General features: G+C 71.0%; 24 protein-coding genes. 12 read left to right on the plus strand and 12 right to left on the minus strand.

Annotated elements, in window-relative coordinates; translation table 11 throughout:
* Window positions 1-6: 6 nt before the first annotated feature.
* From ABD235_RS15785 to ABD235_RS15795, 3 genes are all read right to left on the minus strand, one after another.
* Window positions 7-738, minus strand: a complete 732-nt coding sequence (locus ABD235_RS15785) for a ThuA domain-containing protein (RefSeq protein ID WP_344174855.1) — start codon at window positions 736-738, stop codon at window positions 7-9.
* A complete protein-coding gene (locus ABD235_RS15790; RefSeq protein WP_344174856.1) occupies window positions 731-1,819 on the minus strand; it encodes a Gfo/Idh/MocA family protein in 1,089 nt (362 codons plus the stop codon). Before ABD235_RS15790 ends, ABD235_RS15785 begins: the two co-directional genes overlap by 8 nt.
* A 94-nt stretch (window positions 1,820-1,913) precedes the next feature.
* A complete protein-coding gene (locus ABD235_RS15795; protein WP_344174857.1) occupies window positions 1,914-2,321 on the minus strand; it encodes a DUF3499 domain-containing protein in 408 nt (135 codons plus the stop codon).
* A 31-nt stretch (window positions 2,322-2,352) separates the two neighbouring features.
* Between ABD235_RS15795 and ABD235_RS15800 the strand changes: the two genes are divergently transcribed.
* Complete coding sequence (locus ABD235_RS15800; protein ID WP_344174858.1) at window positions 2,353-2,799, plus strand: metallopeptidase family protein; 447 nt, start codon at window positions 2,353-2,355, stop codon at window positions 2,797-2,799.
* Window positions 2,800-2,816: 17 nt separating this feature from the next.
* On the opposite strand, the gene ABD235_RS15805 is transcribed toward ABD235_RS15800, so the two are convergent.
* The 4 genes from ABD235_RS15805 to ABD235_RS15820 all read right to left on the minus strand — a co-directional run bounded on the left by ABD235_RS15805 (window position 2,817) and on the right by ABD235_RS15820 (window position 9,388).
* A complete protein-coding gene (locus tag ABD235_RS15805) occupies window positions 2,817-4,295 on the minus strand; it encodes a DUF5719 family protein (protein WP_344174859.1) in 1,479 nt (492 codons plus the stop codon).
* Window positions 4,292-7,207 (minus strand): glycosyltransferase, encoded by a 2,916-nt coding sequence (locus ABD235_RS15810; RefSeq protein ID WP_344174860.1) that lies wholly within the window; start codon window positions 7,205-7,207, stop codon window positions 4,292-4,294. The genes ABD235_RS15805 and ABD235_RS15810 overlap by 4 nt, the downstream gene beginning before the upstream one ends.
* Window positions 7,208-7,430: 223 nt before the next feature.
* A complete protein-coding gene (locus ABD235_RS15815) occupies window positions 7,431-7,682 on the minus strand; it encodes a WhiB family transcriptional regulator (protein WP_020389877.1) in 252 nt (83 codons plus the stop codon).
* Between the two features lie 353 nt (window positions 7,683-8,035).
* Window positions 8,036-9,388 (minus strand): hypothetical protein, encoded by a 1,353-nt coding sequence (locus tag ABD235_RS15820; RefSeq protein WP_344174863.1) that lies wholly within the window; start codon window positions 9,386-9,388, stop codon window positions 8,036-8,038.
* Window positions 9,389-9,515: 127 nt separating this feature from the next.
* Between ABD235_RS15820 and cofD the strand changes: the two genes are divergently transcribed.
* From cofD to ABD235_RS15840, 4 genes are all read left to right on the plus strand, one after another.
* Window positions 9,516-10,493 (plus strand): 2-phospho-L-lactate transferase, encoded by a 978-nt coding sequence (gene cofD, locus ABD235_RS15825; protein ID WP_344174865.1) that lies wholly within the window; start codon window positions 9,516-9,518, stop codon window positions 10,491-10,493.
* Complete coding sequence (locus ABD235_RS15830; RefSeq protein ID WP_344174867.1) at window positions 10,490-11,464, plus strand: coenzyme F420-0:L-glutamate ligase; 975 nt, start codon at window positions 10,490-10,492, stop codon at window positions 11,462-11,464. Before cofD ends, ABD235_RS15830 begins: the two co-directional genes overlap by 4 nt.
* A gap of 136 nt (window positions 11,465-11,600) precedes the next feature.
* Window positions 11,601-12,269, plus strand: a complete 669-nt coding sequence (locus tag ABD235_RS15835) for a thioredoxin-like domain-containing protein (RefSeq protein WP_344174868.1) — start codon at window positions 11,601-11,603, stop codon at window positions 12,267-12,269.
* Window positions 12,270-12,406: 137 nt separating this feature from the next.
* Entirely contained in the window at window positions 12,407-12,892 is a 486-nt protein-coding gene (locus ABD235_RS15840; protein ID WP_344174869.1) for a hypothetical protein, read from the plus strand.
* A 68-nt stretch (window positions 12,893-12,960) separates the two neighbouring features.
* Here ABD235_RS15840 and ABD235_RS15845 read toward each other — a convergent pair whose 3' ends face one another.
* Both ABD235_RS15845 and ABD235_RS15850 read right to left on the minus strand, forming a co-directional pair.
* Complete coding sequence (locus tag ABD235_RS15845; RefSeq protein ID WP_344174870.1) at window positions 12,961-14,058, minus strand: mannose-1-phosphate guanylyltransferase; 1,098 nt, start codon at window positions 14,056-14,058, stop codon at window positions 12,961-12,963.
* Between the two features lie 40 nt (window positions 14,059-14,098).
* Window positions 14,099-15,214 (minus strand): NAD(+)/NADH kinase, encoded by a 1,116-nt coding sequence (locus ABD235_RS15850; RefSeq protein ID WP_344174871.1) that lies wholly within the window; start codon window positions 15,212-15,214, stop codon window positions 14,099-14,101.
* 127 nt (window positions 15,215-15,341) lie between these two features.
* Between ABD235_RS15850 and ABD235_RS15855 the strand changes: the two genes are divergently transcribed.
* The 6 genes from ABD235_RS15855 to ABD235_RS15880 all read left to right on the plus strand — a co-directional run bounded on the left by ABD235_RS15855 (window position 15,342) and on the right by ABD235_RS15880 (window position 21,532).
* Window positions 15,342-15,965, plus strand: a complete 624-nt coding sequence (locus tag ABD235_RS15855) for a hypothetical protein (protein WP_344174872.1) — start codon at window positions 15,342-15,344, stop codon at window positions 15,963-15,965.
* Entirely contained in the window at window positions 15,962-17,110 is a 1,149-nt protein-coding gene (locus ABD235_RS15860) for a peptidoglycan-binding protein (protein WP_344174873.1), read from the plus strand. Before ABD235_RS15855 ends, ABD235_RS15860 begins: the two co-directional genes overlap by 4 nt.
* Window positions 17,107-17,775, plus strand: a complete 669-nt coding sequence (locus ABD235_RS15865; RefSeq protein ID WP_344174874.1) for an ABC transporter ATP-binding protein — start codon at window positions 17,107-17,109, stop codon at window positions 17,773-17,775. Before ABD235_RS15860 ends, ABD235_RS15865 begins: the two co-directional genes overlap by 4 nt.
* Window positions 17,772-18,989: an ABC transporter permease gene (locus ABD235_RS15870; protein ID WP_344174875.1), complete on the plus strand. Its 1,218-nt coding sequence runs from the start codon at window positions 17,772-17,774 to the stop codon at window positions 18,987-18,989. The genes ABD235_RS15865 and ABD235_RS15870 overlap by 4 nt, the downstream gene beginning before the upstream one ends.
* 76 nt (window positions 18,990-19,065) lie before the next feature.
* Complete coding sequence (locus tag ABD235_RS15875; RefSeq protein WP_344174877.1) at window positions 19,066-19,749, plus strand: response regulator; 684 nt, start codon at window positions 19,066-19,068, stop codon at window positions 19,747-19,749.
* Window position 19,750: 1 nt separating this feature from the next.
* Complete coding sequence (locus tag ABD235_RS15880; protein WP_344174878.1) at window positions 19,751-21,532, plus strand: sensor histidine kinase; 1,782 nt, start codon at window positions 19,751-19,753, stop codon at window positions 21,530-21,532.
* Here the strand turns inward: ABD235_RS15880 and ABD235_RS15885 are convergent.
* From ABD235_RS15885 to ABD235_RS15895, 3 genes are all read right to left on the minus strand, one after another.
* Window positions 21,501-22,571, minus strand: a complete 1,071-nt coding sequence (locus ABD235_RS15885; RefSeq protein WP_344174879.1) for a hemolysin family protein — start codon at window positions 22,569-22,571, stop codon at window positions 21,501-21,503. The two genes, ABD235_RS15880 and ABD235_RS15885, sit on opposite strands and share 32 nt — an antisense overlap.
* Window positions 22,568-23,905: a hemolysin family protein gene (locus ABD235_RS15890; protein ID WP_344174880.1), complete on the minus strand. Its 1,338-nt coding sequence runs from the start codon at window positions 23,903-23,905 to the stop codon at window positions 22,568-22,570. Before ABD235_RS15890 ends, ABD235_RS15885 begins: the two co-directional genes overlap by 4 nt.
* A 165-nt stretch (window positions 23,906-24,070) precedes the next feature.
* The gene (locus tag ABD235_RS15895) at window positions 24,071-24,919 is read right to left on the minus strand and encodes an SDR family NAD(P)-dependent oxidoreductase (RefSeq protein WP_344174881.1); all 849 of its coding nucleotides are present in this window, start codon (window positions 24,917-24,919) and stop codon (window positions 24,071-24,073) included.
* Between the two features lie 70 nt (window positions 24,920-24,989).
* Here ABD235_RS15895 and ABD235_RS15900 point away from each other — a divergent pair, with 70 nt between their 5' ends.
* A complete protein-coding gene (locus ABD235_RS15900; protein WP_344174882.1) occupies window positions 24,990-25,910 on the plus strand; it encodes a LysR family transcriptional regulator in 921 nt (306 codons plus the stop codon).
* Window positions 25,911-26,855: the final 945 nt, after the last annotated feature.

A 26,855-nucleotide genomic window follows, 5' to 3' on the forward strand; every position in this document is an offset into this window, starting at 1 on the left:
CCCAGGTCAGTTCTCGAACCAACCCGGGTTCTTGCGGTGGTGGACGGTCGGGAGCTGGCGCGGGCTGGTCGGGGCCGCCCAGCGGACCGCGTTGCCGAGGATGGTCTGGACTCCCGGCTGGTGGTACGTCGGGTACTCCTGGTCGCCCGGGCGGAAGTAGAAGACCCGGCCCTGGCCGCGGCGGTAGCAGCAGCCCGAGCGGAACACCTCGCCGCCGGAGAACGAGCTGACGAACACCAGCTCGTCCGGCTGCGGGATGTCGAACAGCTCGCCGTACATCTCCTCGCGCTCGATCACGAGCGGGTGCGGAACCCCTTGCGCGATCGGGTGCCCGGCGGCGACCGTCCAGAGCAGCTCGCGGTCGTTCTCGGAGCGCCAGTCCAGCGAGCAGGTCGTCCCCATCAGCTTGATGAAGATCTTCGAGAAGTGCGCCGAGTGCAGCGCGATCAGGCCCATCCCGGACAGCACGTGCCGCTGCACCCGCTCGACGATCGCGTCGTCGACGTCGTCGTGCGCCGCGTGACCCCACCAGGTGAGCACGTCGGTGTCGGCGAGCACCTCCTCGGTGAGGCCGTGCTCCTCCTGCTGCAGCCAGGCGGTCCGCACGTTGACGTCGTCGCCGAGCTGCGCGCGAACGGCCGCCGCGATCGTCTCGTGCATCGTGTCCGGGTACACCTTCTGGACCGACGCGTCGCGCTGGTCGTGGACGTTCTCGCCCCACACCGTGACGTTAACCATTGAGCACAACCTCTCGTCCCGCCTTCGCCGAGGCGTAGCAGGCGTCGATGACCTGGGTCCGGAGCAGAGCCTCCGAGCCGTTGTGGGCAGTCCAGTCGCCGGCCCGGACGATCGCGACGAACTCGCTGACCACCGCCCGGTGACCGAGTCCGGCGCCGGTGGCCGGACGGACCTCGGCCGGTACGCCGCCGACGTCGGTGAAGATCCGCAGCGTGTCCGTCGTGGTGTAGTTCTGCACCTCGATCTTGGCGCCGCCTTCGGTACCGAACAGCTCGATGCCGAAGTTGTCACCCGGTGCCCGGTACGTCGCCCAGCTCGTCTCGAGCTGCAGCGCGCCGCCGCCCTCGAGCCGCAGGTACGCCGTGGCCAGGTCCTCGACCTCGAACTTCGAGCCGAGCGTGTCGACGGTCGGCCGGACCGTGCTGCTCGCGCTGCCGCGGCCGCGCGGGCCGAGCTCGGCGAACGTGTCCGCCGTGACGGTGGTGATGGTCGGCTCGTTCAGCAGGTGCAGCGCCAGGTCCAGGATGTGCACGCCGAGGTCGATCAGGGGGCCACCGCCGGACAGCTCGCGGTTGGTGAACCAGCCGCCCATGCCGGGGATGCCGTTGCGGCGCATCCAGTGCGCCTTGGCGTAGTAGATCCGGCCGAGCTGGCCCTCGTCGATCTGGTGCTTCAGCGCCGCCACGTCGCCGCGCTCGCGGTGGTTGAAGATCACCTTGAGCACCTTGCCGGCCTTCTTCGAGGCCTCGACCATCGCCAGGCCCTCGTCGACCGTGCGGGCCAGCGGCTTCTCGCAGAGCACGTGCAGCCCCTGCTCCAGCGCGGCCAGCGCGATCGGGGCGTGCAGCTGCGTCGGCGTACCGATGCTGACGGCGTCCAGGCCGCCGTCCTGCAGGAGGTCCTCCCACTTCTCGTAGAGATGCGGTACCCGGTGCTTCTCGCCGAGCTCGGCCAGGGTGTCCTTCTCAAGCCCGGCCAGCGCCACCACCTCGACGTCCGGCAGCTCCGAGAACGCTTCGAGTGCGGTCCGCCCGGCAAAGCCGAGACCGACCACTCCGACCCGTAGTTTTTGATCGTTCACAGGTCAGGAGTCTTGTCAGTACCTGAGGACGCGGTCAACCTCATCCCACGCTACGAAACACGTTCGAACACGATTTCCCCACGGAATGGGGAAATCAGGCCTGCTCGGTGTTGCCGTGGTTCTGCGTGTTGCTCGGGTCCTGGAGCATCCGCAGGTGCCCACGCCGGGCGACCTCGACGGGAGCGCCGGGCGAGGTGGAGCCGGGCCGGCCGGTGTCGCGCGGCGGCAACGGCCGGGCGGCTTCCCGTACGGCGTTCGCCAGCGCTTCGAGATCGTCCGACGACGGACCCGCGGCGGCCGGGTCCGGAGCGAGCCGGATCACTTCCCAGCCGTTCGGCGCGGTCAGCCGGTCGGCGTGGTCGGCGCAGAGGTCGTAGCAGTGGGGTTCGGCGTAGGTGGCCAGCGGGCCGAGGACGCAGGTGGAGTCGGCGTACACGTACGTGAGCGTCGACACCGCCGGCCGATGACAGGCGGCGCGCGAACAGATCCTGGCGATGCTCACGACCAGACGTTACCCCCACTAGGCTGAGCGCGTGACCGAGGCTCGCCGTCATCGCAGACACATCGACCGGCACGGCCGGGGCATGCTCGGGCCGATCAGCCGGCCGAGCAGCTTCGCGCCGCGCGGACTCCCGCTGCAGCGGTCCACCGCCGCGCAGTTCGACGAGGTGGTCGCGATCGAGGTGACCCGGCTGGAGAAACGGCTGCCGCAGGTGGTGGCCCGGGTCGAGTTCGCGATCGAGGACGTGCCGAACCTGGACGCCCACGCGGGCGAGATCCCGCTCACGCACTCCACCGGCGGCACGTCGCACGAGCCGTACCGGATCGTCGTCTTCCGCCGCCCGATCGAGCTGCGCGCCGAGCGCTCCGGCGCCGGGCTGGCCTGGCTGGTCCGCTCAGCCCTGGTGCTCGAGCTGGCCGACGTACTGGCGCTGTCCCCCGAGCAGATCGACCCGGACTTCGACGCCGACGAGGACTGACTACTGACGAGGACTGACTACTTCAGCGCGGCGCCGACATCGGGCTGGGCGCCGAGCTGAGCGCGGAAGACCAACGAGGTTGTCAGCGGCCAGACGGCGACCTGCGGGACGTCGTCCTCGTCGGGCTTGGCGGCCGGCATCAGCGTGACCCCGGCGACGATGTCCCCGCGCAGCTGCTCGACCATCAGGTACGTCGGCTTGGCCTGCGGCTTGAACGTGATCAGCGTCGTCGCGCCGCCCACCAGGTCCACCGACCGCGCCTGGACCATCTTGTTCGCCGCGTCGCGCAGCTCGAACTTGACCCCGGCCGTCTCCCCCGGCGCGGTCACCTGCAGCACGGCCGGCTGCGTGTGCGCCGGCAGCACCAGGTACGCCGGGCCGCGCAGCGGCTCGGTCGCGCCGATCGACGCGAACTCCCGGACGGTCGAGTCGGTCACCCGCGCCGACGCCGTCACCGGCTGATCGGACGTGATGGTCACCGCGGAGGCACCGCCCAGCAGCACCTTCTCCAGCCGGATCACCTTCACCGAGCCGGCCGGGATCTGCATCGTCGACAGCCCGGCGGGCTTGAACGGCCCGTTCGGCCCGTTGACGGTGATGTTCGCCGTGGCCTGCAGGTCGGTCGGGTTGGCCACGGTCAGGATCCGGACGCCACCCCCGGGAGCGATGGCCGGTACGACGACCTTCTCCGCCGGCGTCGCCGACGGGTTCAGCCAGTCCACGCCGGCCGGGATCTTCCCGTTGGTCGCGTTGTCGCGGACCGCGGGAGCGACCCGGCCACCGGTCGACTCGACGTGCAGGGCCAGATCGCGCTGCCCCGAGGCGACCTGGCCGAGGTAGATCTCGGTCGTCCCCCGCGCCGGTACGACGACGCCACGCGCGTTCGGAGCGTCCAGCTGCCCGGCCGGACCGTACAGCGTGACGTTCACCTCGGCGTTGATGCTGTCCAGGTTGGTCAGGACCAGGACGTCGCGCCGGCCGGTCGCACCGGACGCGCCGACGAACCAGAAGTCCGACCCCGGTACGACGCAGGGAACGCTGGCCATGCCGCGGTTCACGCCCTCGGGCGCCGTCGTGGTCGCGGTCGCCGCCGTACCGGCCGCTAGTGGGCCGGTGCCCTGGATGCCGAGGGTCGCGAGCTTGCTGGTGGGTGCGGTCGACGCGATTCGGCCGCGGGTGAGCACCGAGCCGACCGGGTTCGCCGTCGTGTCCAGCGGGGCGATCGACAGCGGCGCCTCGTCACCGGCCGCGGTCGGCGTCCCTTCCGGCAGTGTCGGCGCGACCGCGCTGACCAGGCTCTGCGTCTTCACGCCCGCACCCAGCACCGGGCAGGCCAGGGCCGCCCGGTTGACGACCGTCCGGGCCGGTTCCTCGACGCCCTCGGCGCGCGTGACCGGGGCCTTGGGCTTCGTCACCACACCGACACCGCCGGCCAGGGCCAGCGCGAGCACGCAAGCGCCGATCCGGACCTTGAGGTCGGACAGCAAGCTGGTCACGAGCTCCTCCGGGCGTGGGTGCCGTGCGGTACGGCGACGGTCCGCCGGGCGCTCGGCAGGCAGAAGATCAGGGCGATCAGCCAGGCGATGATCCCGAGCACCCGCCACAGGCTCCGGACCGTGGGCTCGACCGGGGTCTTGCCCTCGATCTTGGTCCGGTCGACGAGCCAGGACGCGTCGTTGTCGGCGGCGCTGGCCCGGGTCAGGCCGGGCAGCGAGTCCAGCGTGGACATCAGCGTCGGGTCGACCGGCGCCGGCAGGTACACGTAGTCGATGGCGAGCGCGGCGAGCTGCCGCCCTTCCTCACCCGTGCCACCGCCGCCGAGCGCGGACAGCACGTCCGTGATCGGCTTGGTCTGCTCGGGCTTCGGCGCCGCCTCGAGCGCACCCATCCGCGGTCCGCCCTCGCGGACCAGCGAGAACCGGGTCGCGCTGGTCGGGTCCTTGCGCACGACCAGGATCGACGCGTTCTGCGGTGGCCCCTGCGAGGAGACCAGGTACGCCGGGAGGTCCTGCGCCGGTCCACGCCACAGCGGCCCGTCGTCACCCCGGACCAGCCAGAACCCGGCCGTCACGACCGAGGCCACCAGCACCACCCCGAGCACGCCCCGGGCGATCAGGTCGGACGACTTGCCGACCGAGTCCCAGGCGACGGTGACGGTCATGATCCAGCCGGCCGTCATCAGGAACATCAGCGGACCGCTGCCGCCACCGAGCCGGCTGGCGATCAGCGTCCCGGCCAGACCGGCCAGTGCGGCGAACCAGCCCACCAGCTCGTACCGCTGCCGCGTCTCGCGCGTCAGCGCCAGCAGAGCCACCACGATCAGCGGTACGGCGAACCACCACGGCGTGGGCGCACCGACCGGCGTACCGGTCAGCAGGTTGGCCAGGCTGTCGCCCGGGCCGACGCCAGCAGTCGGCGGGCCGCCGGCCTCTTGGCCGAGGCGTGACGGGTGCAGCACCAGCTGGATGGTCCAGGGCAGCACCAGCACCAGGCCGAGCACCACCGAGAACACCAGCTGCCGGCCCTGCCGACGCCAGCCCAGTCCGAGCACGGCACCGGCGGCCAGCGCGATGCCGACCAGCAGGCCGAGCGCCGGGGTGAAGGCGAACAGGACGGCCTGGCAGATCCCGGCGAACCACGCGGCTCGCCAGCTGCCCTGGATCACCACGCGCCGGCGCCGCGCGACCGTGTGCACGGCGGCACCGAGCAGCGGCAGCACGATCGCCGCCACCACGGTCCCGATCCGGCCCTGCGAGACCGCGCCGTTCGTGAACACCGCCAGTCCGTACGCCGAAGCGCCCCACGCGCGGGCCACCCGGTCGACGACGAAAGCCCGCAGCAACGCCCACGCGGCCAGCGCGGCCAGCGGAATCGCTCCGAGCAGCAGCAGGTTCGTCGCGCCGGACGGGCCGAACGTGACGGTCGACAGCGCCCAGAACTGGGCCAGCCAGGCCGGCGGCGTGACGCCGTCGGGCGCTGCGGCCGCCGCGTGCCACAGGGACGCGAGGCTTTCGTGCGGGGGAAGCATCAGGTTGGACCGGAGGACGCCGCCGCCGATCAGGTCGCGGGCGGCCACGATCGCGCCGACCGCGAGCACCGCCCACGCGACCAGGAACGGCCGGCGGATCAGCTGCCGCCGCCAGCGCGGCTGGTCGACCGCGACCCGGGCCGTGCTCTTGGCCCGGCGGGCCGAGGTCGGCGCCTGCTGCTCCTCGGGCTCGTCGGCCCAGGCTTCGCGCAGCCGCTCGGAGATCGTGCTTCCGGTCTCCTCCAGGTTGTGCCGCAGCGCGTGCACGGACCGGGAGAACAGGCCCTTGATGTCGTCGTACGGGACCTTGTCGAGGCGGCGGCGGTCCTTGCGGGCCTGGGTCCAGCCGCCGGCCAGGACCGTGCCGAGCAGCGCGGTCCACTCGTCGACCGCGCCGGACGGCGTCTTGCCGATCAGGAACCAGGCCGAGCGGACGACCGTACCCATCAGGAAGCGCAGGATCAGCAGCGGCAGCAGCTTGCCCGGTGCGTTGGCCAGGACGGTGTAGTACGCGTGGGCGCGGTCCAGCTGGTACGCGTGCCGGCGGGTGCCGGCCAGTGCGCGTTCGCCGGTCGCCGCGGCCTGTGCGTGGTAGATGACGGCGTCCGGCGCGACGCCGACGCGGAAGCCCGCGCGGCTGGCCCGCCAGCCGAAGTCGAGGTCGTCGCGGAACATCGGCAGCCGCGGGTCGAACCCGTGCAGCGCCTCCCAGACGTCGCGGCGGACCAGCATGCCGGCCGAGCTCACCGAGAGCACCTGCCGCGGCTGGTCGTGCTGGCCCTGGTCCAGCTCCCCGGCCTCGATCCCGGTGTCGCGCCGGCCGCCGAGCGACGTGGTGACGCCGACCTCGAGCAGTTCGCGGTCGCGCGGCCAGAGCCGCAGCTTCGGCCCCCAGATCCCGGTCTCCGGCGATAAAGTGGCCTGGAGCAACAATTCTTCGAGCGCCTTGGGGGCCGGCGCGCAGTCGTCGTGCAGCAGCCAGAGCCACTCGACCACCGGTGCGTGGCCGTCGTCGCCGTACGGGCCGACCGCGGACGGGATCGGTGCGAAACCGACCGTTTCCAGGCCACGGGTGACCGCCGTACCGAAACCGGTCCGGGCCGACAGGCTGACCACCGGTTCGACGCCGGGCATCTCGGCCAGCAGTTGCGCGGTCTCGTCGGTGGAACCGGTGTCGATCGCGATCAGGCGGTCGGGGCGGCGGGCCATCGCCCACAGGGCCTCGGTCAGGCGGGGCAGCCAGGCGGCGCCCTCGTGCCCGACGACGACGGCGGTGACGACGTGCCGGACCGGCGCGCGACCCATCGGGTCGTGGGTGAGTCCGGTCGGGAAGTCGACGGCGTCGAAGAAGTCCCAGCCGGCCGGAGCTTCGGGTTCCATCAGGAGCGCTGCACCTCAAGGGGAAGGATCGGCCTGCCGCGGCCCGGAGGTCACGGCGAGGCCTCACCTTACGCGAAGTGCGAAGGGCCCCGTACACAGCCGCGGGCCCCGGTGGACAGAGTCCGGCCGGGGCCTCACGCGGAAGTCTTGTTCGGTTGTTTTGCTCCTGACACAACGGCGACGGCGGGGTGGCAGGGCACCACGCCCGTCGATCCGTGAGTGTCTAGACGGCCTTCTTCTTCAGCTTGCGGCGTTCCCGCTCCGACAGCCCGCCCCAGATCCCGAAGCGTTCGTCGTTCTGCAGTGCGTACTCGAGGCACTCGCCCCGGACGTCACAACCGAGGCAGACCTTCTTCGCCTCGCGGGTGGATCCGCCTTTCTCCGGGAAGAAAGCCTCTGGGTCGGTCTGGGCGCACAGCGCCCGTTCCTGCCAGTTCGGCTCCTCCTCGATCGCCTCACCGTCGACAATCGCCATCAGCGTTTCTGTCACGGTACGACCTCCTCGACCCTGTTCGTTCCCCTGTACATGTGGGTTTGCGGACCACATGCCTGACCTCGACCGTCCTGTGTGCTGAAAACGGTCCCCGATACCGAGTGTCCAACGAACGACACGGTTGAAATTACATTCCTGCAATCCACGAAAGTCAAGCCGTGGTCTGCTATTGGCGGTATCCGCAACACGGCTGCAAAAGAACGAGAGGCCTGTGTACACAGGCCTCTCGGACTCTTCACTGCGCTGTCAACCACCGGAAACCGTTCCAGGATTGGCACGATCGCGCCGAACCGGAATGCGTTGTCCCACGCATCCGCGGCCCGGCGGGCCGTCGATCAGGACGGCTGCGACCACCAACCCTGCTGGCCGGCCTGACCTTGACCGCCCGGCTGCTGCGGCTGGTCGTCGTCCTTCGGGTCGTCGGCCGGCGCCTCGGAAACCCGCGGATCCACGCGGGTCTCGTCGACCGCGTCGGCGTCCGGCTGAGCCTGCGGCGTGGCGGCCGGTGCGGCCTCCTCGCCCTGCCAGGTCTGGCCACCCTGCTGCCAGTTCTGGTCCGACCAGCCCTGCTCGCCCGCGGCCGGACCGGCCTCGTGCGCCGGCTGCTCGGCCACGTCGTGCGCGGCGGCCTCGTGCAGACCGGCGTCGTGAACGGGCTCCTGCTGACCGACCTGGTGCTGAGCCGGCTCCTGGCTCTGCCACTCGGGCTGACCCGGCTGGCCGTACTGCGCGGCGTCGGCGCCACCCCACTGCTGCTGGCCGGCGTCACCGCCCCACTGCTGCTGCTCCTGCGGCCACTGCTGGCCCTGCGCGTCAGCGCCACCCCACTGCTGCTGGCCCTCCGGGCTCCACTGCTGGGTCGGCTCGGTGCCCTGCGCCTCGGCAGCCGACCAGGCCTGCTGGTCGCCCTGCGGCTGGTCGTCACCGGCGGGCCAGGTCTGCTGGCCGGCCTCCGCGCCGCTCCACTGCTGCTGCTCCTGCGGCCACTGCTGGTCGCCGTGCTGAGCAGCCGCGTAACCGCCGGCCGCACCCGCGGCGGCACCGGCCGCGGCGCCCGCGCCGTACTGGCCGTACTGCGGCTGGGCCTGGCCCTGGTCGTACTGGTTGCCGTAGGCGCCGTACTGCTGGCCCTGCTGGCCGCCGTACTGGTTGCCCTGCTGAGCGCCCTGGGCGCCGTACTGGCCGCCGTACTGGCCCTGGCCCTGGCCGGCGAACTGGCCCTGCTGGGCCGGCTTCGGCACGCGCACCGGGGCGGGCAGCGCCTGGAACTGGGTGAAGATGTAGTAGGCGGAGGCGCCGTACAGCGCCAGCCCACCGAGGCCGACCAGGAAGCTGGCGAACTTCGGGCCGAAGTCGCTCGACGAGCCGAACACGGCGAACACCGCCACCAGTTCGACCACGGCGGTCAGCCCGACGACGATCAGCGCGATCAGCGCGACGGTCCGGGCGTTGTGGGTGCGCTCACCAGCTTCCGCCACCAGCCACACCGCGACGGCGGGCGCCGCGGCGAGCAGCAGTCCCGACACCTCGAGCGGGGTGAGGAGGTTGCGCACCGCGCTGGCCGAGGCGGTGAACCCGGCACCGCCGACGAACAGCTGCAGCAGCGAGGCCAGGGCGACCAGGGCAGCGAAGGCGAGAAGGATGTACGCGACCGGCTCTCTGAGCTTCTTGGTTGCGTCGGTGACCACGAGGGCTCCTCGAGATGTTGGGGGGCCGTGCATTATTCAAGGCATCTGACGGATAACACACTTCGGACCCACGGCAGCATAGTCGTGCGGTGGCTCGTCCGATTGACGACTCGTGCAGACTCTTCCCATGCGATTGACAGTGCTGGCCGGTGGGATCGGCGGATCCACCTTCCTCCGCGGCCTGCTGAAGGCCCGACCGGACGCCGACATCACGGTGGTCGGGAACACCGCGGACGACATCACCCTGTTCGGCCTGCGGGTCTGCCCGGACCTCGACACGGTGATGTACACCCTCGGCGACGGGATCTCCAAGGAGCGCGGCTGGGGACGTGAGGACGAGACCTGGGTGATCAAGGAGGAGCTCGCGGCGTACGGCGTGGAGCCGACCTGGTTCGGCCTCGGCGACCGGGACGTGGCCACCCACCTGGTCCGGACCCAGATGCTGGACGCCGGGTACGGGCTGAGCGCGGTCACCGAGGCGCTCTGCACCCGGTGGAAGCTGCCGGTCCGGCTGCTGCCGATGAGCGACGACCGGGTCGAGACCCACGTCGTGATCGACGACCCGGACAGCCCCGGGGCGAAGAAGGCGATCCACTTCCAGGAGTACTGGGTCCGCCTGCACGCCGAGGTGCCCGCGCACCAGATCGTGGCGGTCGGCTCGGAGAAGGCGAAGCCCGCGCCCGGCGTACTGGAGGCCATCGCGAACTGCGACGTCCTGATCCTGCCGCCGTCGAACCCGGTGGTCTCGGTCGGCACCATCCTCGGCGTCCCCGGGATCCGCGAGGCGGTCCGGGAGACCGCCGCGCCGGTGATCGGGCTGTCGCCGATCATCGGCACCGGTCCGGTCCGTGGAATGGCCGACAAGGTGCTCGCGGCCGTCGGCGTCGAGTCGACCGCGTCCGCCGTGGCCCGGTACTACGGGGCCCGCGCCCGCGACGGCGTGATCGACGGCTGGCTGATCGACACCTCCGACGCCGCCCAGCTCGACTCGATCGCCGGCGCCGGAATTCACGCCCAGGCGGTGCCGTTGTGGATGACGGACGAGACCACGACCGCGGCGATGGCCGACGCGGCGCTGAGCCTGGCGGAGGCAGTACGCCGATGAGGAAGCACCTGGAGATCTTCGCGGTCACCGGACTGCCGGAGGTCGCGGCCGGGGACGACCTGGCCGGACTGATCGGCGAGGCGGCCGACCTGCGCGACGGTGACGTGGTCGCGGTGACGTCGAAGATCGTCAGCAAGGCGGAGGGCCGGCTGACCACCGGCACGCGGCAGGAGGCGATCGACGCCGAGCTCGTGCGCGTCGTCGCGCGGCGCGGGGAGACCCGGATCGTGCAGACCCGGCACGGCCTGGTGATGGCCGCCGCGGGGACGGACACGTCGAACACGGCGCCGGGGACGGTCCTGCTGCTCCCGGTCGACCCTGACCTGTCGGCACGCGAGCTGCGCAGCGCTCTGAAGGCCCGGTACGACGTGAACGTCGGCGTCGTGATCACGGACACGCTCGGGCGGCCGTGGCGGGTCGGTCAGACCGACCTGGCGATCGGGGCGGCCGGCGTACGGGTGGTGGAGGACCTGCGCGGGTCGACGGACTCGCACGGGAACGTGCTGGCCGTGACCGAGCCGGCGATCGCCGACGAGATCGCGTCGGCGGGCGAGCTGGTGAAGGGCAAGGCCGACGGGGTGCCGGTCGCCGTACTGCGTGGGCTCTCGGACGTCGTCCTGGCCGTCGGCGAGGACGGGCCGGGCGCGCGGGCGCTGGTGCGCGACGCGGAGAACGACATGTTCAGCCTGGGCACGCGGGAGGCCGCGCGCGCCGCCGTACTGGAGCGGACCGCTCCTGGAGCGCCGCGCGAGGTAGATCCGGCGCTGTGGGACGGGCTGCTCGCGGACGACGTCGACGTGCACCTGGAGGTGCTGGAGAGCTCGGTCGTCGTCTTCGGCGAGAACCCGGTCGCGGTCGGCATCATCGCCGAGCGCCTGGCAGTCCTGCTGCACGCCGAGGGCTACGGCGTCGCCGTCCGCACCGGTTCGGGCAGTGAGGCGACGGTCACGTTCGGCTCACGGTCGGACTAGTTTTCTAGGCAACCTCTCAGGCTGGCTGCGTACACTGCATCCGCACGGCGGCGCCCGGACCGCCCGGATCGGAAGACCAATCACTGTGGGTAAAGCGTCGTCGCAGAAGCAGTCGCGCCGCGAGATGGTAGAGAAGATGCAGCGGGACCAGGCCCGGTCCGACAAGCGCCGCACCCTGCTCATCGTCGCGGCCTCGATCCTGGTCGGCCTGGCCATCATCGCCTACCCGGCGATCAAGCTGATCCAGGACTCCCGGACCCGCGACCAGGCCCTGTCCTCCTTCGGAACCGCCGCCTCCGGCGCCTCGTGCGACAAGGTCATCGACGACAAGGCGAGCGGTACGCAGATCCACGAGCCGGACGGCAAGGTCATCATGTACCCGGTGTCGCCGCCCTCATCCGGCCCGCACTACGCGACCTGGGCGCCGTTCGGCAAGAAGTTCTACACCACCGACGACCGCCCGCCGGTGCCGAACCTCGTGCACAACCTCGAGCACGGCTACACGATCCTGTGGTACCGCGACACCCTGCCGAAGGACCAGATCGACCAGATCGAGCAGATCTCCAAGGCCAAGCTGCCGGACTCCTCGCTCGGCAAGTTCATCGCAGCGCCGTTCAAGGAGGGCGACGGCGCCGCCTGGCCCGAGGGCAAGAACGTTGCCTTCTCCCACTGGAGCGGCAACGCCCAGGGCGCCACGGAAGCCTTCGGCCACCGTCAGTTCTGCGGCTCGGTCTCCGGCGAGGCCCTGACCCAGTTCATGGACAAGTACCCGGCCCTGGACGCCCAGGAGCCCGCCGGCGGCTGATCCAGCCAGCCGCTTGCGGAGGGCGCCCGGTCCACAACGGATCGGGCGCTCTTCTGTTTCTGCCATTAGCTGCAACTTGCTTCCGCCCGCCCGCGGTCGGCGCCTAGGTTTTGGCGCACCCGATGCAGGAGGTCACAGTGCGGAAGCTGATTCAACTGCTCACCGGCGTTCTCGCCGCTGTCGTTCTGGCCGTTGTCGGCTGCGTCCCTGCGGCGCATGCCACCGGCACCGCGTGGAGTGCCCCACGCCTCGCCGAGTACTACCTGGACTGTCCCGCCGGCCAGACAATGTCCGTTTACTCCGGCCCTTACCGTGGCAGCGCACTGTGCGGCACTTCGGTGACCAACGTCTATTGGACCGACGGTGCGGTCACCCGCCAGCACACGTTCGTGATCAGCCCCGGGCGCTCCGCGTGGAACGCCGTTCACCAGTACCGCGGCGGGACGACGATCGCGGCGACCGGCTGGAAGAGCCTCGGCGGCGCGAACATCACCGGATCGATCAACATCCTCGGCATCCCGAGCCCGGGCACCATCGACCTCGAAGTCGGCACCACCACCGGCGGCATCTTCTGCAACCGACTGCGCAACAACGCGTGGAGCGGCTGGCTCGCGTGCGGGTGAAACTGACTGCCTGAAAGGGCACCCGGTCCGGATCGAGTGCCCTCTTGTTCGGTACGGCGTACTACCGCTCAGACGTAGCGTTCCGCGTGGTCGGACTGGACCTGGGCGACCAGGTCCTTGACGCGTTCGCCGTCGGCCAGGGGGCAGACCATGGTGACGTCGTGGGTGTGGACGATGATGTGGCCGCGCAGGCCGACGGCCGCGATCAGGTGGTCGGGGTCGTCGGTGACGATCACGTTGTCGTTGGAGTCGAGCAGGCAGCTGAGCGCCGAACCGTCGTGACGGTTGCCCTTGGCATCGACCTCGTAGGTGCCGGCCAGCGCGGCCCAGGAGCCGACGTCGAGCCAGTGCACGGGCATCGGGACGACCACCACGTCGGCGTCGACCTTGCCCTGCGAGGCGGGCTCCATCACGGCGTAGTCGACCGAGATCTTGCGCAGCGTCGGGTAGATCTCCGCCAGCGTCGCGTCCCGCTCGGGGGTGTCCCAGACCGCGGCGACCTGCCGCAGCTGCGCGGCCGACTCGGGCAGCAGCGCGTCGAGCACGCTGAGCACGGTCTCGGCCCGCCAGACGAACATCCCGGAGTTCCACCAGAACCGCCCGGTGGCCAGGTACTCCTCGGCGGTCGCGCGGTCCGGCTTCTCCCGGAACCGGTCGACCACGTACGCCGCCGTACCGTCGATCGCGTCACCGCGTTCGACGTACCCGAGCCCGGTGTGCGGGTGGGTCGGCTCGATGCCGAACGTCACCAGCGACCGCGGCCGCTGCTCGACCAGCTCGAAGCCGGCCTCGATCGCCTTGCGGAACTCGTCCTCGGGCGTGATCAGGTGGTCCGACCCGACGATCGCCAGCACGGCGTCCGGGTCGTTGCGCGCCACCACCGCGGACGCGAGGCCGACCGCGTTCGCGGTGTCGCGCCCGACCGGCTCGCCGATGATGTTGTTCTCGCCCAGCTCGGGCAGCTCCTCGCGCACCAGCTCGGTGTGCGCCGCCACGGTGCAGACGTAGATGTTCGCCGGGTCGACCAGCCCGCTCAGCCGGTCGTACGCCACCCGCAGCAACGAGTTGCCCGCCGCCAACGGCAGTACCTGCTTGGGCTTGTCCGCCCGGGACAACGGCCACAGCCGAGTCCCCGACCCACCGGCCAGAATCACCACGTTCCGCATGAGGAAGAACCCTACCTGGCCGACCGACCAGACAACCCCATCAGCTGGTCTGGTCCTCCTCGGGGACCTCGCAGGCCACGCCCTCCGGGATGACCGGCGCCGGGGTCGCGGTCGGGAGACGGAGGTGAGCCATGTCGGCCGGCACCTCGGCGCCGCTCGGGACCCAGACCGCCTCGGACTCGCCGTCGATCCCGGTGGCGGGAGCGTCGGTCAGCCGGAAGCGATCGCGAAGCCGGCCGTAGAAATCGGTCGGCCGCAGGCGCACCAGCCGCAACGGGCGAGTCGAACCGTAGACACCGATCCAGTCACCAGGATCGAGCACACCACGCAGCTGACCGTCGATGCTGACGGCGGCCTGCCCGGAGTGCGGCAGCACGCGCAGCCCGATCGGCTCGTCCGGGGCGGCGATGACGCTGCGGTTGAAGGTCATGTGCGGGGCGACCGGCGTGAACACGATCCCCTCGGTGTTCGGCGACAGGATCGGTCCGCCGGCCGCGAAGCTGTACGCCGTACTGCCGGTCGGCGTCGCCACGATCACCGCGTCCGCCGAGTACGACGCCAGCAGCCGGCCGGACAGGTACACCCCGAGCGCGACCTGGTGATCGCGCGCGAGCTTCTCCAGTACGACGTCGTTCAGCGCCGTGACGTCCAGCGCAACGCCCCACCCGTTGGCATCCGTCTCCGGCCGGACGGCGGGCGGCGGCAACGCCGGCCCGTGCCCGTACCGCAGCAGGGCGTCGATCCCGGACGGGATCTCCAGCGCCCGCGACGCGCGCATCGTCAGCGTCATCCGCTTCTCGATCGTTGCCTCGTCGCGGTGCACCGCCTCCAGCGCCGCCTCGACGTCGCTGCACGCCACCTCGGTCAGGAACCCGACCTTGCCGAGATCCACCCCGAGCACGGCCGCGTCGTTCTTCGCGGCGATCCGGGCCCCGCGCAGGAACGTCCCGTCACCACCGAGCGTGACGACCAGGTCCGGGTTGCCGGCGTGGTGCAGCTCGTCCATGCCGCCGCGGCGGTCCTCGTGCTGCTTCCACACGTCGATGTCGGTGCAGCCGATGTCGTTGTCCTTGCACCAGGCGCGGACCACGTCGGCCGCCTGGACGGCCAGCGGACGGCCCTGGTGCACGACCAGACCGAGTCGACTGATGGGCACGGCGTTCTCCTTCGGCTACGGCGGACCGGCACGATCACCGGCCGGTCAGCACCACCGTAGGGCTTCCGGACAAGATCGCCACCCAGAGCCGACATTTCCCTGACATTCGCTCGGCAGGGTGGCCGGTATGACCACGACACGACTCTTCCGCTGGGCCCCGCTGCTGCTCGTCGCGGCGCTCGCCACCGGGTGCTCGGCCGGAGCCTCGGCCGGTACGGCGGACAAGACGCCCGAGATCGCCACGCTGACCACCGCGCCGCCCGGTACGCCGTCGTCGGGCAAGCCCGGTGGGCAGACCAAGGCCGCCGACCCGGACGCCGGCCGGCCGCGGGAACGGATCGACATGACCGACGCCGACCGGGACCGGCTGTACCAGGGCTATCTGGCCTGCCTGAAGGACAACGGCGTCGACGTACTCTCCGAGCGGTCCAAGCCCAAGGAGTCCGGCGTCCTGGGCAGCGGTGGCCGCACGACCGACCCGGCGAAGGCGAAGAAGGCGGGCGCGGCCTGCGCGAACAAGCTCCCGCTGCCGGCCTGGGAGATCGACGCGAAGAACCCGGACGCACTCGACTTCGGCCGCAAGGTCGTGCAGTGTCTGAAGAACAAGGGCGTCAAGTACGTCGAGCTGTCGACCGGCACCGACAGCGGCATCGTCGGCCCGTCCCTCGGCGGCCCGCAGAACGACGCCGAGTCGATCCGCAAGGGCATGGACCTCACCCCGGAGTGCCAGCGCGAGGTAGCCGGCCGGTGAGTGCCCTCGGTACGCCGGGGCGCCGCTCCCGGCGAGCAGTCGCGTTGCTGGTCGGAGCGGCGCTGGTCGGCGGCGCCGGCTACGCGGGCTTCCGGATCGTCGACAAGCCACCGACCGCGGTCGCCTCCGACGGGCCGGACCCCGCGGAGACCGTGCCGATCGAACGCAAGGACCTGTCCCAGGCGCGCGAGCTGTCCGGCGATCTGGGCTACGGCGGCAAGAAGACCGTGAAGGCCCGCGCGACCGGCACGATCACCTGGCTGCCCAAGCCCGGTACGACGATCGGCCGCGGCGATGTCCTGCTGCGCGTGGACGACCAACCGATCGTCCTCTTCTACGGCAGCACCCCGCTCTTCCGCACCCTCGCTCCGCCGAAGCAACCGGAGAGTCCACAGACCCCGCCAACGACACCACCGGCCCCTCCCCCGAAGCTCGTCAGCGGACCGGACATCAAGGTGGTCAAGCAGAACCTCGCCGCCCTCGACTTCCTCGGCACCCCCAGCAGCGACCGGCTCACCCCCGCGACCACTGCCGCGATCAAGCGCTGGCAGAAGTCGCTCGACCTCGACCAGACCGGCGTCCTCAACCCCACCTCGGTCGTCGTCCTCCCCAGCGCGCTCCGCATCGACAGCCTGAACGTCGCCCTCGGAGACCCAGCGCCGGCCGACGTGCTCGGCGTCACCTCGACGGAGAAGCTCGTTACCCTTCCGCTCGACGCCGACGACACCGCCGGCGTACGGGCCGGGCTGAAGGTGAAGCTCACCCTGCCCAACGGCAAGTCGACCACCGGCACCGTCCGCGCGGTCAGCACCGACGCCGCTCCTCCCCCGAGCGACGGCAGTCCCGCCGACGGCGGCAAGAAGCCCCAGGTGACCGCGTCGATCGCCCTCGACCAGCAGTCCGCGGCGAACGGGATCGACTCCGGCCCGACCACGGTGACCGTCCCGGGAGCCGTCCGCAAGGGCGTGCTCGTCGTACCGGTCGCGGCTCTCCTCGCCTTGCGCGAGGGCGGGTACGCCGTCCAGGTCGTCAACGGCACCGGCACGTCACTGGTCGGCGTACAGACCGGAATGTTTGCCGACGGCAACGTCGAGATCACCGGCGCGGGCCTCCGGGCCGGCCAGAAGGTGGTGACGACCTCGTGACGACGCCGGTGGTCGAGCTCCGCAACGCCGTCAAGCAGTACGCCGGCGGGGTGCGTGCCCTCGACAACGTCTCGCTCCGCATCGATCCCGGCGAGCTGCTCGCGATCGTCGGTCCTTCCGGCTCCGGGAAATCCACTCTGCTCAACCTGATGGGCACCCTCGACCGGCCGACCGAGGGCACGGTCGAGCTGCTGGGCCACGACGTCACCACGCTGTCCGACCGGCAACTCTCCGCCCTCCGCGGCCGCTCGATCGGCTTCGTCTTCCAGCAGTTCCACCTGTCCGACGGTCACACCGCCACGGAGAACGTCGCCACCGGCCTCCTGTACGCCGGTACGCCGCGCCGCCGGCGCAAGCCGCTCGCCCTCGAAGCGCTGGACAGGGTCGGCCTCAGCCACCGCGCCACCCACCGCCCGCACGAACTCTCCGGCGGCGAACGCCAACGCGTGGCGATCGCTCGCGCGCTGGTCAACAACCCCGCCCTCGTCCTCGCCGACGAACCGACCGGCGCGCTCGACACTGCCACCGGCCAAGCGGTCCTGAGCCTGCTCACCACCCTGCACGAGACCGGCACGACGATCGCCGTCATCACCCACGACCGCGAGATCGCCGCCCAACTCCCCAGAACAGTAGAAGTCCGCGACGGCCGCCTGGTGAACGCATGAAACGCCGTACGGAAGTCACAGCACCTATTCGCCTGACACTCTCTGATCTTCTCCTGCTGGGACTCACCCGGCTCCGGACCAAGCCCCTCCGAGCCGCCCTGTCCGCACTAGGCATCTCCATCGGCATAGCGACCGTGGTCGTCGTCACCGGCATCCCGGCGTCCAGCCAGCAAGCAGTGCTGGACGAACTGGCCAACCTAGGACCCGATCTCCTCAGAGCAGCAGCGGTCCCCGATCAGTCCCAGGACGCCCCCGCCGGCTTGCCCACCGCCTCGATCGGCATGGCCTCCAGGATCGGCCCCGTCCAAGAGGCGAGTGGCGTCGCCAACGTGCACGCCGGCGTACGCCGTACCGACAAGGTCGACGCCGGCGGCAACGGCATCACGGTGCTCGCCGCCCAGCCGAACCTCCTCCCGTTGCTCGGAGCAAAGATCCACGCCGGCACCTTCCTCACCACAGCGAACGAACGCTTCCCCACGGTCGTCCTGGGCGCCAAAGCCGCGACCTGGTTGGGCATCACCGGCCTCCCACCCGGCCAACCCAAGCCCAGGATCCTTCTCAACGACACCTGGTTCACGGTCGTCGGCATCCTCGCCCGATCACCCCTGGCGCCGGACGTCGAGCAATCCGTGCTGATCGGCTGGGACGCCGCGAAGACCAGCCTCGCCTTCGACGGCCGCCCGTCAGTGGTCTACGTCCGAGCCACCGACACCTCACTCGAAGACGTCCGCGCAGTCCTCGGCCGCACGCTCAACCCCGAGCAGCCCGGCCTGGTCCAGGTCAGCCGCCCGTCCGAAGCACTCGCCGCCCAGCGCATCACGCAGAACGCCTTCTCGACCCTGTTCCTCGGCCTGGCCGGCGTGGCCCTCCTGGTCGGCGGCATCGGCGTCGCCAACACGATGGTCATCTCCGTCCTCGAACGGCGCCGCGAGATCGGTCTCAGACGAGCGCTCGGCGCCAACCGGGGCCAGATCCGCGGCCAGTTCCTCACCGAGTCCGTGGTGCTCTGCACGATCGGCGGCCTGCTCGGCGCGGTTCTCGGCGTGCTCGGCGTGATCGGCTACGCCCGCTCCCAGGACTGGCCGGTCGTCATCCCGGTCAACGCCCTGCTGGCCGGCATCGGCGCCTCCATCGCGGTCGGCGTCCTGGCCGGCGTCTACCCCGCCGTACGGGCGTCGCTGCTCACTCCGACGGAGGCCCTCGCCGCGGACTGAGCGCAATTGTCAGGATCCCGTCCCGGTCGGTCGAAGAATGCCGGGAGCAACGGTCCCCCGACCTACACTCGCAACCATGTGTGCGCAGGTCGTGCTGGCCGAGGACGACGCCAAACAGGCCGAACTGGTCCGCCGGTACCTCGAACGCGAGCACCACCAGGTCGTCGTGGTCAACGACGGGCGTTCCGCGCTCGAGGAGGTCCGCCGCCTGCAGCCCGACCTGCTCGTGCTCGACGTGATGCTGCCCGGGGTCGACGGCCTGGACGTCTGCCGGATCCTGCGGCGCGAGTCCGACCTCCCGGTCCTGATGCTGACCGCGCGGACCGAGGAGGACGACCTGCTGCTCGGCCTCGACCTGGGCGCGGACGACTACATGACCAAGCCGTTCAGCCCGCGGGAGCTCGCCGCCCGCGTCCGCACCCTGCTCCGCCGTCGTCGTCCGGCCACGGACACAGACCGACTGCTGCGCGTCGGCGCTGTCACCGTCGACCTGGACCGCCACGAACTGTTTGCCGACGGCAAGAAGATCGCCTGTACGCCGGGCGAGTTCCGGCTGATCGCGACGATGGCCGCGAAGCCGCACCGGGTCTTCACCCGCGCCCAGCTGCTCGAGCAGCTGCACGGCATCGACCAGTACATCACCACCCGCACCATCGACACCCACGTGCTCAACCTGCGCAAGAAGATCGAGCCGGAGCCGCGGCGCCCGGTCCGCCTGCTCACCGTGTACGGCGTGGGCTACAAGCTGACCGACGCCTGACATGACGGCCCGCAGGAGCATCCTGATCCGGCTGCTCGCCGGCGCCGTCCTGGTCTCGCTGTGCTCGATCGCCGCGACCGCCTGGCTCGCGGCCCGCAGTACGACGGTCGCCATCCAGCAGGAGCAGGGCCGCGCGCTGGCCGACGACAGCAAGATCTACGACGCCCTGCTCGGGTACGCCGCGACGCACGCGGCCTGGCCCGGCGTCGGCAAGCTGATCGAGCAGCTCAGCCGCGAGACCGGCCGCCAGATCACGCTGACCACGAACGATCGCCGGCTGATCGCCGGGCCCGCCACGGACCTGGCGAGTGCGTCGTCGGTGGCGATCGACCCGTTCGCGGTCGATCCGGATCTCGGCGGCGCCGAGCGGATCGATCCGCGGGCGGTCGGCCCGTACAAGCTCAGCACAGCCGACCAGAAGTACCTCGGCGACGTCGCGAAGCGGGTCCTGAACTGTGTCCGCGGCCGGACCGGTGTCGGCGTGATCCAGCTGGCGCCGACCGGCCGGCCGAAGATCGTCGGAGCCGGTGACGCGACCATCAGCTCGTGCGACAGCCAGGGCGTGCTGGACAAGCTGACCCGGTCGGAGCTCACGCCGTACGCGCAGCTGCAGTCGATGATCAACTCCTGCCTGGTCGCCCAGAACATCCACTCCACGATCAAGCTGCAGGCGGACCTGACCTGGACCGTGTTCGACCCCGACCAGAGCGGCCCGGTCCCGCAGGAGCCCCCGCCCACCGAGCGGATCGAGTCGTGCGTCACGCAGTCCAAACGCGCCCAGCTCGACCCGTACGTCGCACCGCTGGCGCGGCTGTTCGTCAACACGCCGAGCCGCGCCGAGGCCGGCTTCGACCTGTCGCCGGCGAACCAGAAGCGGATCGCCGGGGTCGCGGCCGCCGTCCTGCTGATCACCGTGATCATCACGGTCGCGGGCGGGTTCCGGCTGGTGCAGCCGCTGCGGGCGCTGACGCGGGCGTCGCGGCGGATGACCGGCGGCGACGAGTCGATCCGGGTCCGCGTGCGCGGGAACGACGAGATCGGTCAGCTGTCGGCCGCGTTCAACGAGCTGGCCGACAGCCGCGCCCGCACCGAGTCGTTGCGGCGGGCCATGGTGAGCGACATCGCGCACGAGCTGCGGACGCCGCTCAGCAACATCCGTGGCTGGCTGGAGGCGGTCGAGGACGGCGTGGCCAAGCCGGACGAGGCGTTCATCCGCTCACTGAGCGAGGAGGCCGCGCTGCTCCAGCACATCATCGACGACCTCCGCGACCTCGCGACCGCCGACGCGGGCAACCTGCGCATCCATCCCGAACGCGTTCACCTGCCCACGCTGTTCGAGCAGGTCGTCGCTGCCCAGCACCCGGAGAGCGTCAAGCTGCTCCACACAGCTCCTGACCTGGAGCTCGATGCCGATCCGGTACGCCTCCGGCAGATCATCGGCAACCTCGTCACCAACGCCCTGCGCTTCACTCCACCCGGCGGAACCGTCCGTCTCGAAGGCCGCCACGAAGGCACCGACGTCGTCATCGACGTGATCGACACCGGCACCGGCATCTCCCCCGAGGACCTCCCGAAGGTCTTCGACCGCTTCTGGCGGGCCGAGCAGTCCCGCAACCGGCACACCGGCGGCAGCGGCCTCGGCCTGGCGATCGTCCGCAGCCTGGTCGAGGCCCACCACGGCCAGGTCACCGCCACCAGCGTCCTCGGTCAGGGCTCGACCTTCACCGTCCGTCTCCCGGCCGACGCCCCGATCAATCCTCCGGAACGTTCCGCGCGGCCGTGATGATCGGGTCGGTCTCGTCGTCGAACTCCCCGATCACCTCCTCCAGCAGGTCCTCCAGTGCGACCACTCCGACCGGCTTCCCGTCCTCCTGCACGACGGCCAGCTGCGACCGCCGCTCCCGCATCACCCGGATCGCCGCTGCCACAGGCGTGTCGGCCGCCAGGTACAACGGCTCGGTCATCAGGTCGAACGCGTGCAGCGTCTTGCCGCCACTCGTGGTCGCCCGCGCCGCGTCGCGGACATGGACGATCCCGCACAGCGTCCGCGTCTCGACCGACACCACCGCGAGCCGCGACCGCCCCTGCTGCCGGCTCGCCAGCTCGACCTCGCGAGCCGTCGCCTCGGCCCGGACCGTCGCCAGCTGAGCCGTCGGCGTCATCACCTGCGCGACGGTCGTGTTCTGCAGCGCGAGCATCGCCGTCAGCAGGTCGTGCTCGGCCGCCTCCAGCGTGCCGTGCTCGCCGGACGACTCGATCAGCAACCGCAGCTCGTCGGGACCGTGCGCGTTGGCGATCTCGTTCTGCGGCGTCACGCCGACCGCCCGGACGCACACGTTCGCCATCCAGTTCAGCACCACCAGCAGCGGCCGGAACACCCACGTGAACCCGCGGAACGGCAGTGCCAGGATCAGCGCCGACCGCTCCGGATCGCTGATCGCCCACGACTTCGGCGCCATCTCGCCGAGCAGCACGTGCAGCAGGCCGATCCCGCCGACAGCGATGATCAGCGCGATCACGTGCCCGACGTTCTCGGGCAGGCCGACCAGTTCGAACAGCGGGTGCAGGAGGTGAGCCACGGCCGGCTCGGACAGCGAGCCGAGTCCCAGCGTGCACAGGGTGATCCCGAGCTGCGCGCCCGCGAGCATCAGCGACAGCTCGCTGACCCCCGCGATCGCCGCCCGGGCGGCCCGGCTTCCTTCCGCCGCGGCCTGTTCGAGCCGGTGCCGCTTCGAGGCGACCAGCGCGAACTCGGCCGACACGAAGAAGCCGTTGCAGACCAGCAGGACCAGCGAGATCAGCAGCGCGACCGTCGTACTCATGAAAGCCGCTCCAGCACGATCAGGCCGGGCACGTGCCGCAGGACCGTCTGCACGGTCACCTTGGCTCGCTCTAGCGGCACCTGACGCCCGTCGTGGTCGAACCGCGGCGGCAACTGGATCACCACTTCGTCACCGATCACCGGGATTCGCCCGAGCCGCGCCATCACCAGTCCGGACACCGTGTCGTAGTCCTCGTCCTCGGGCAGCGAAATCCCGGTCGCTTCCTCGACCTCGTCGAGCCGCCAGCGCGCGGGCAACGTCCAGCTCCCGTCGCCGTTGTCGATCAGGTCACCCTCCGGCAGGTCGTCCTCGTCCCGGATCGGCCCGACCAGTTCCTCGGCGACGTCCTCCAGCGACACCACCCCGGCGAACCCACCGAACTCGTCCACGACGATCGCGAGCTGACGGTGCGTCGTACGGAGTTGCTCCAGTACGGCGGGCAGCGGCAACGTGTCCGGCACGAGGACGGGAGGCGCGGCGAGCGACCCGGCCGTCACGTGGTGCCGGTCGCCCGGTTCGACCTCGACCACGTCGCCGATCGCGATCACCCCGACCACCTCGTCGACCGACGACGCGACCACCGGGAACCGGCTGTGCCCGGTGTCCAGCAGCTCGACCACCCGGGTCAGCGCGTCGTCCTCGTGCACGGTGATCACGTCGACCCGCGGCACCATCACCTCGCCCGCGATCCGGCCGCGGAAGTCGAGCCCGCGATCGAGCAGCCGGGTGGTGTCGCGATCCAGCAGCCCCTGCTCGTACGACGTGGCGATGATCCGGTCGAGGTCCTGCGCGGTCGCGCCCTGCGGCAGTTCCTCGACCGGCTCGATCCCGACCCGGCGGAGGATCCGGTTCGAGGTGGCGTCGAACAGGTGGATGACCGGGCCGGCCAGGGTCAGGTACATCAGCGTCGACCGGGACAGCCGCAGCGCGATCGCCTCGGCCCGGGCGATCGCCAGGTTCTTCGGGGCCAGTTCGCCGAACACCATCTGGATGACCGTGGCCAGCAGCAGCGCCACGATCACCGAGACGGTCAAGCTGACGCCCTCGGGCAGCCCGGCCCAGCCGAAGATCTCCTGCAGCCCCTCACCCAGGTACGGCTCGGCGAAGTACCCGGCCAGCAGCGCGGTCACGGTGATCCCGACCTGCGCGCCGGACAGCACGAACGACAGCCGGGCGGTGACCTTCAGGGCCCGGGCCGCGGCCGCGTTCCCCTCGTCGGCCAGGCCCTGCAGCCGATTCCGGTCCACCGCCACGTAGGAGAACTCCTGCGCGACGAAGTAGCCCGTGGCAACGGTCAGGGCCAGGATCAGCGCGAGGCCGATCAGGATCAGCATGTGCAGACCCTACCGGCGACGAGCTCGGCAGCCGCTGCCCGGGACGCCGAGTCGCACCACCGTCCGACGCCCACCACTGATCAAGTGACCACCACCGCCGAGGTTCACGCTCAGACCGCACCGGCAGAGGGAACTTGCGAGTGGTTGATCAGTGGTGGGCGTCGACTAGTGCGCATCATTTCTCTCTGTCGGCTTCCACGGCAGGACCTTGCCGTCGCGGACGAGTTCGCCGTACGTCGTCGGGTCGGTCGGTTGCAGGACGAAGTCGAGCATCGGCTCGGCCGCCTGCACGGGCGTCCGGGCCTGGCTGAAGTCGTCGAACCACGGGCGTGAAGCCCGCGTGTCGACCAGCCCCGGGCACACCGAGGCGATCAAGGTGCCGTCGGCGAGGTCGGCCGTACGACGCTCGGCGGCGACGGCGCGGACCGCGGCGACCTGGGCGACCTTGGACGGGAAGTTGATCCAGTCCGGCCAGCCCTGCTCGGCCGCCGTACCGGCGTGGACGGCTGAGCGGTACTCCTCGACAGCGGCCTCGATCTGCTCGAGCGTGGTGCCGTCGAAGCGGTCGCGGACGGCCGGGGCGACGTGATCGAGCGTGCCGAGCGAACTGGCCACGACGATCAGCCTTCCGCCGGGACGCAGCACTGGACCGAACGAGCGCAGTACGGCGCTCGTCCCGCCGTTGGCGACGGCGAGGAACTCGTCGACCTGCTCGGCCTGCGTCCGCTCCGGGACCAGCGGGCCGACCGCGTTCGAGACGACGAGGTCGACGCCGCCGTACTCGGCCTTCAACTCGTCGGCCAACGCGGCGACCGCGCCGGCATCCGTCACGTCGAGCACCCGCCCGACGACCTGTTTCCTGCCGATCTCCTCTGTGGCAGCGGCAACTCTCTCAGCGTGGCGGCCGGTCAGGAAGATCACGTCATCCGGGCCGAGCCGGTCGGCCAGGCCTTCCACCACCGCGCGGCCGATGCCCTGGTTGGCGCCGGTCACGACTGCGACTCGTGTGTTCATGAAGCCAGGCTAGGAACGCTGGCTCCATGACTCCAACGAGACTTCGGCACAGGTAGCATGCGTAAACGTCATGGACTTCACCGACGTCTCCCCGACCGCGCTCCGCGTCTTCCGCGAGATCGCCGAACGCGGCACCTTCACCGCCGCGGCCGTCGCCCTGGGCTACACCCAGTCCGCGGTCTCCCGGCAGATCGCGTCGCTGGAGAGAGCCGCCGGCGCCGAGCTCCTGGAACGCCGCCGCGAAGGCGTCCGCCTCACCTCCGCCGGACAGGTCGTCCTCCGTACGGCGGCCCGCGTGCTCGACGACCTCGACGCCACCGCGCGCGAACTGGCGGGCCTTCCCGTGAGCGGCGGGACGGTCCGGCTTGGCTGGTTCCCCAGCGCCGGCGCCGTACTGGTCCCGCGCGCGATCGCGGCACTCCGTCGCAGCCACCCGACGCTCACCCTCGTGAGCCGCGAAGGCAGTACGCCCGCACTCGCTCGGGCCCTCCGCTCAGGCACCATCGACCTGGCTTTGCTCGCGTCGGCCCCGCCTTTCCGTCCGCCGGACGCCGAGACTCCCGCGCTGGAGCTGCAGACCCTGGCCGAACGAAGCCTCCGCCTGGCCGTCCCGTCGAGCCACCCCTTCGCCCGCGCCGACTCCGTCGACATCGCCGACCTCCGCGGCCAACGCTGGATCGCCGCCCCCACCGCCGGCGAGTACCAGCTGATGGGCGTCTGGCCCGGCCTCGACGAACGCCCCACCATCGCCCACACCGCCCGCGACTGGCTCGCCAAACTCCACCTGGTCGCCGCCGGCGCCGGCATCACCACGATCTCGGTAGCCCTCCAGGACGCCGTCCCACCCGGAGTCCACCTCGTCCCCGTCCACGGCGGCCCCCAAGAAACCCGCCGAGTCCTCCTGGCCCACCTCCCCGGCCCCCTCCCCCAACCGGCTCGCGTGCTGGCCGCCACCCTCCAAACCCTCGCCACGGACTCCAGCGCCACCTAGCCGCCCTACACCTTGCGCAACTTCCTCCGCCCGATGCTCGGCGTTCCGCGACCCGCCGTTCCCTGACCCATGCCGCGACCGACCCACACCCCCTCGCGCCTCAGCCCCCCGGCCACCCACGCGCCGGGACCCGAACCTGCACCACTCACCAACCTCCCCGCCGGAACCCCGCCACGCCCCACCCCCGCGCAACCACCCACACCAGCCCCCACTTACTGAGTGGTGCACGTCCGCGCCAAGCCGCACAGCCACCCTCACCCAGCCCTGTAGGCACCCCAGCCACCGACGCCCACCACCGATCAACCAACCGCATCCACCGCAGTTCACGCTCAGCCCCACCCCCACACCCCATCTCGTGAGCGGTTGATCAGTGCTGCACGTCGACGCCTCCCACCAACCGACCGACGGGAGGCCTGTGGTTGCTGCCGGCGCCGATGCGGCCGAGCAGGCGAGCTGCGGTGAAGGCCGCTCCGGCCGGAAACAGCAGAAGCGTTCCAGTCAGGACCGAACGCCACCAGGCAGTGCCACCACCGGGCCGGTCACCGGCGGCCGGGCCACCGGGTTCCCACGGCGGACGTGGACAGCAGCGCGCTACCACCAGGCCCGGCCACCCGCGGACCGGATCCCGCGTTCCCCAGGAGGTAGGACAGCAACGCGCCACCACGGGTTCGCCGGATCACCGGTGGACCGGATCCCCGCGTTCCCCAGGAGATAGGACTGCATCCCGCCACCACGGGTTCGCCGGATCACCGGCGGGCCGGATCCCCAAGTTGTCCGGGAGATAGGACTGCATCCCGCCACCACGGGTTGCCCGGATCACCGGCGGGCCGGATCCCCGCGTTCCCCGGGAGGTAGGACAGCAGCGCGCCACCACCGGGCCGGGCAAGCGGCGACTCACCACCGGGTTGGGTCACAGGGTTCCCGCCGGGGGATCAGCAGCACGCC

It is taken from the genome of Kribbella lupini (assembly GCF_039529595.1).
GTDB lineage: Bacteria > Actinomycetota > Actinomycetes > Propionibacteriales > Kribbellaceae > Kribbella > Kribbella lupini.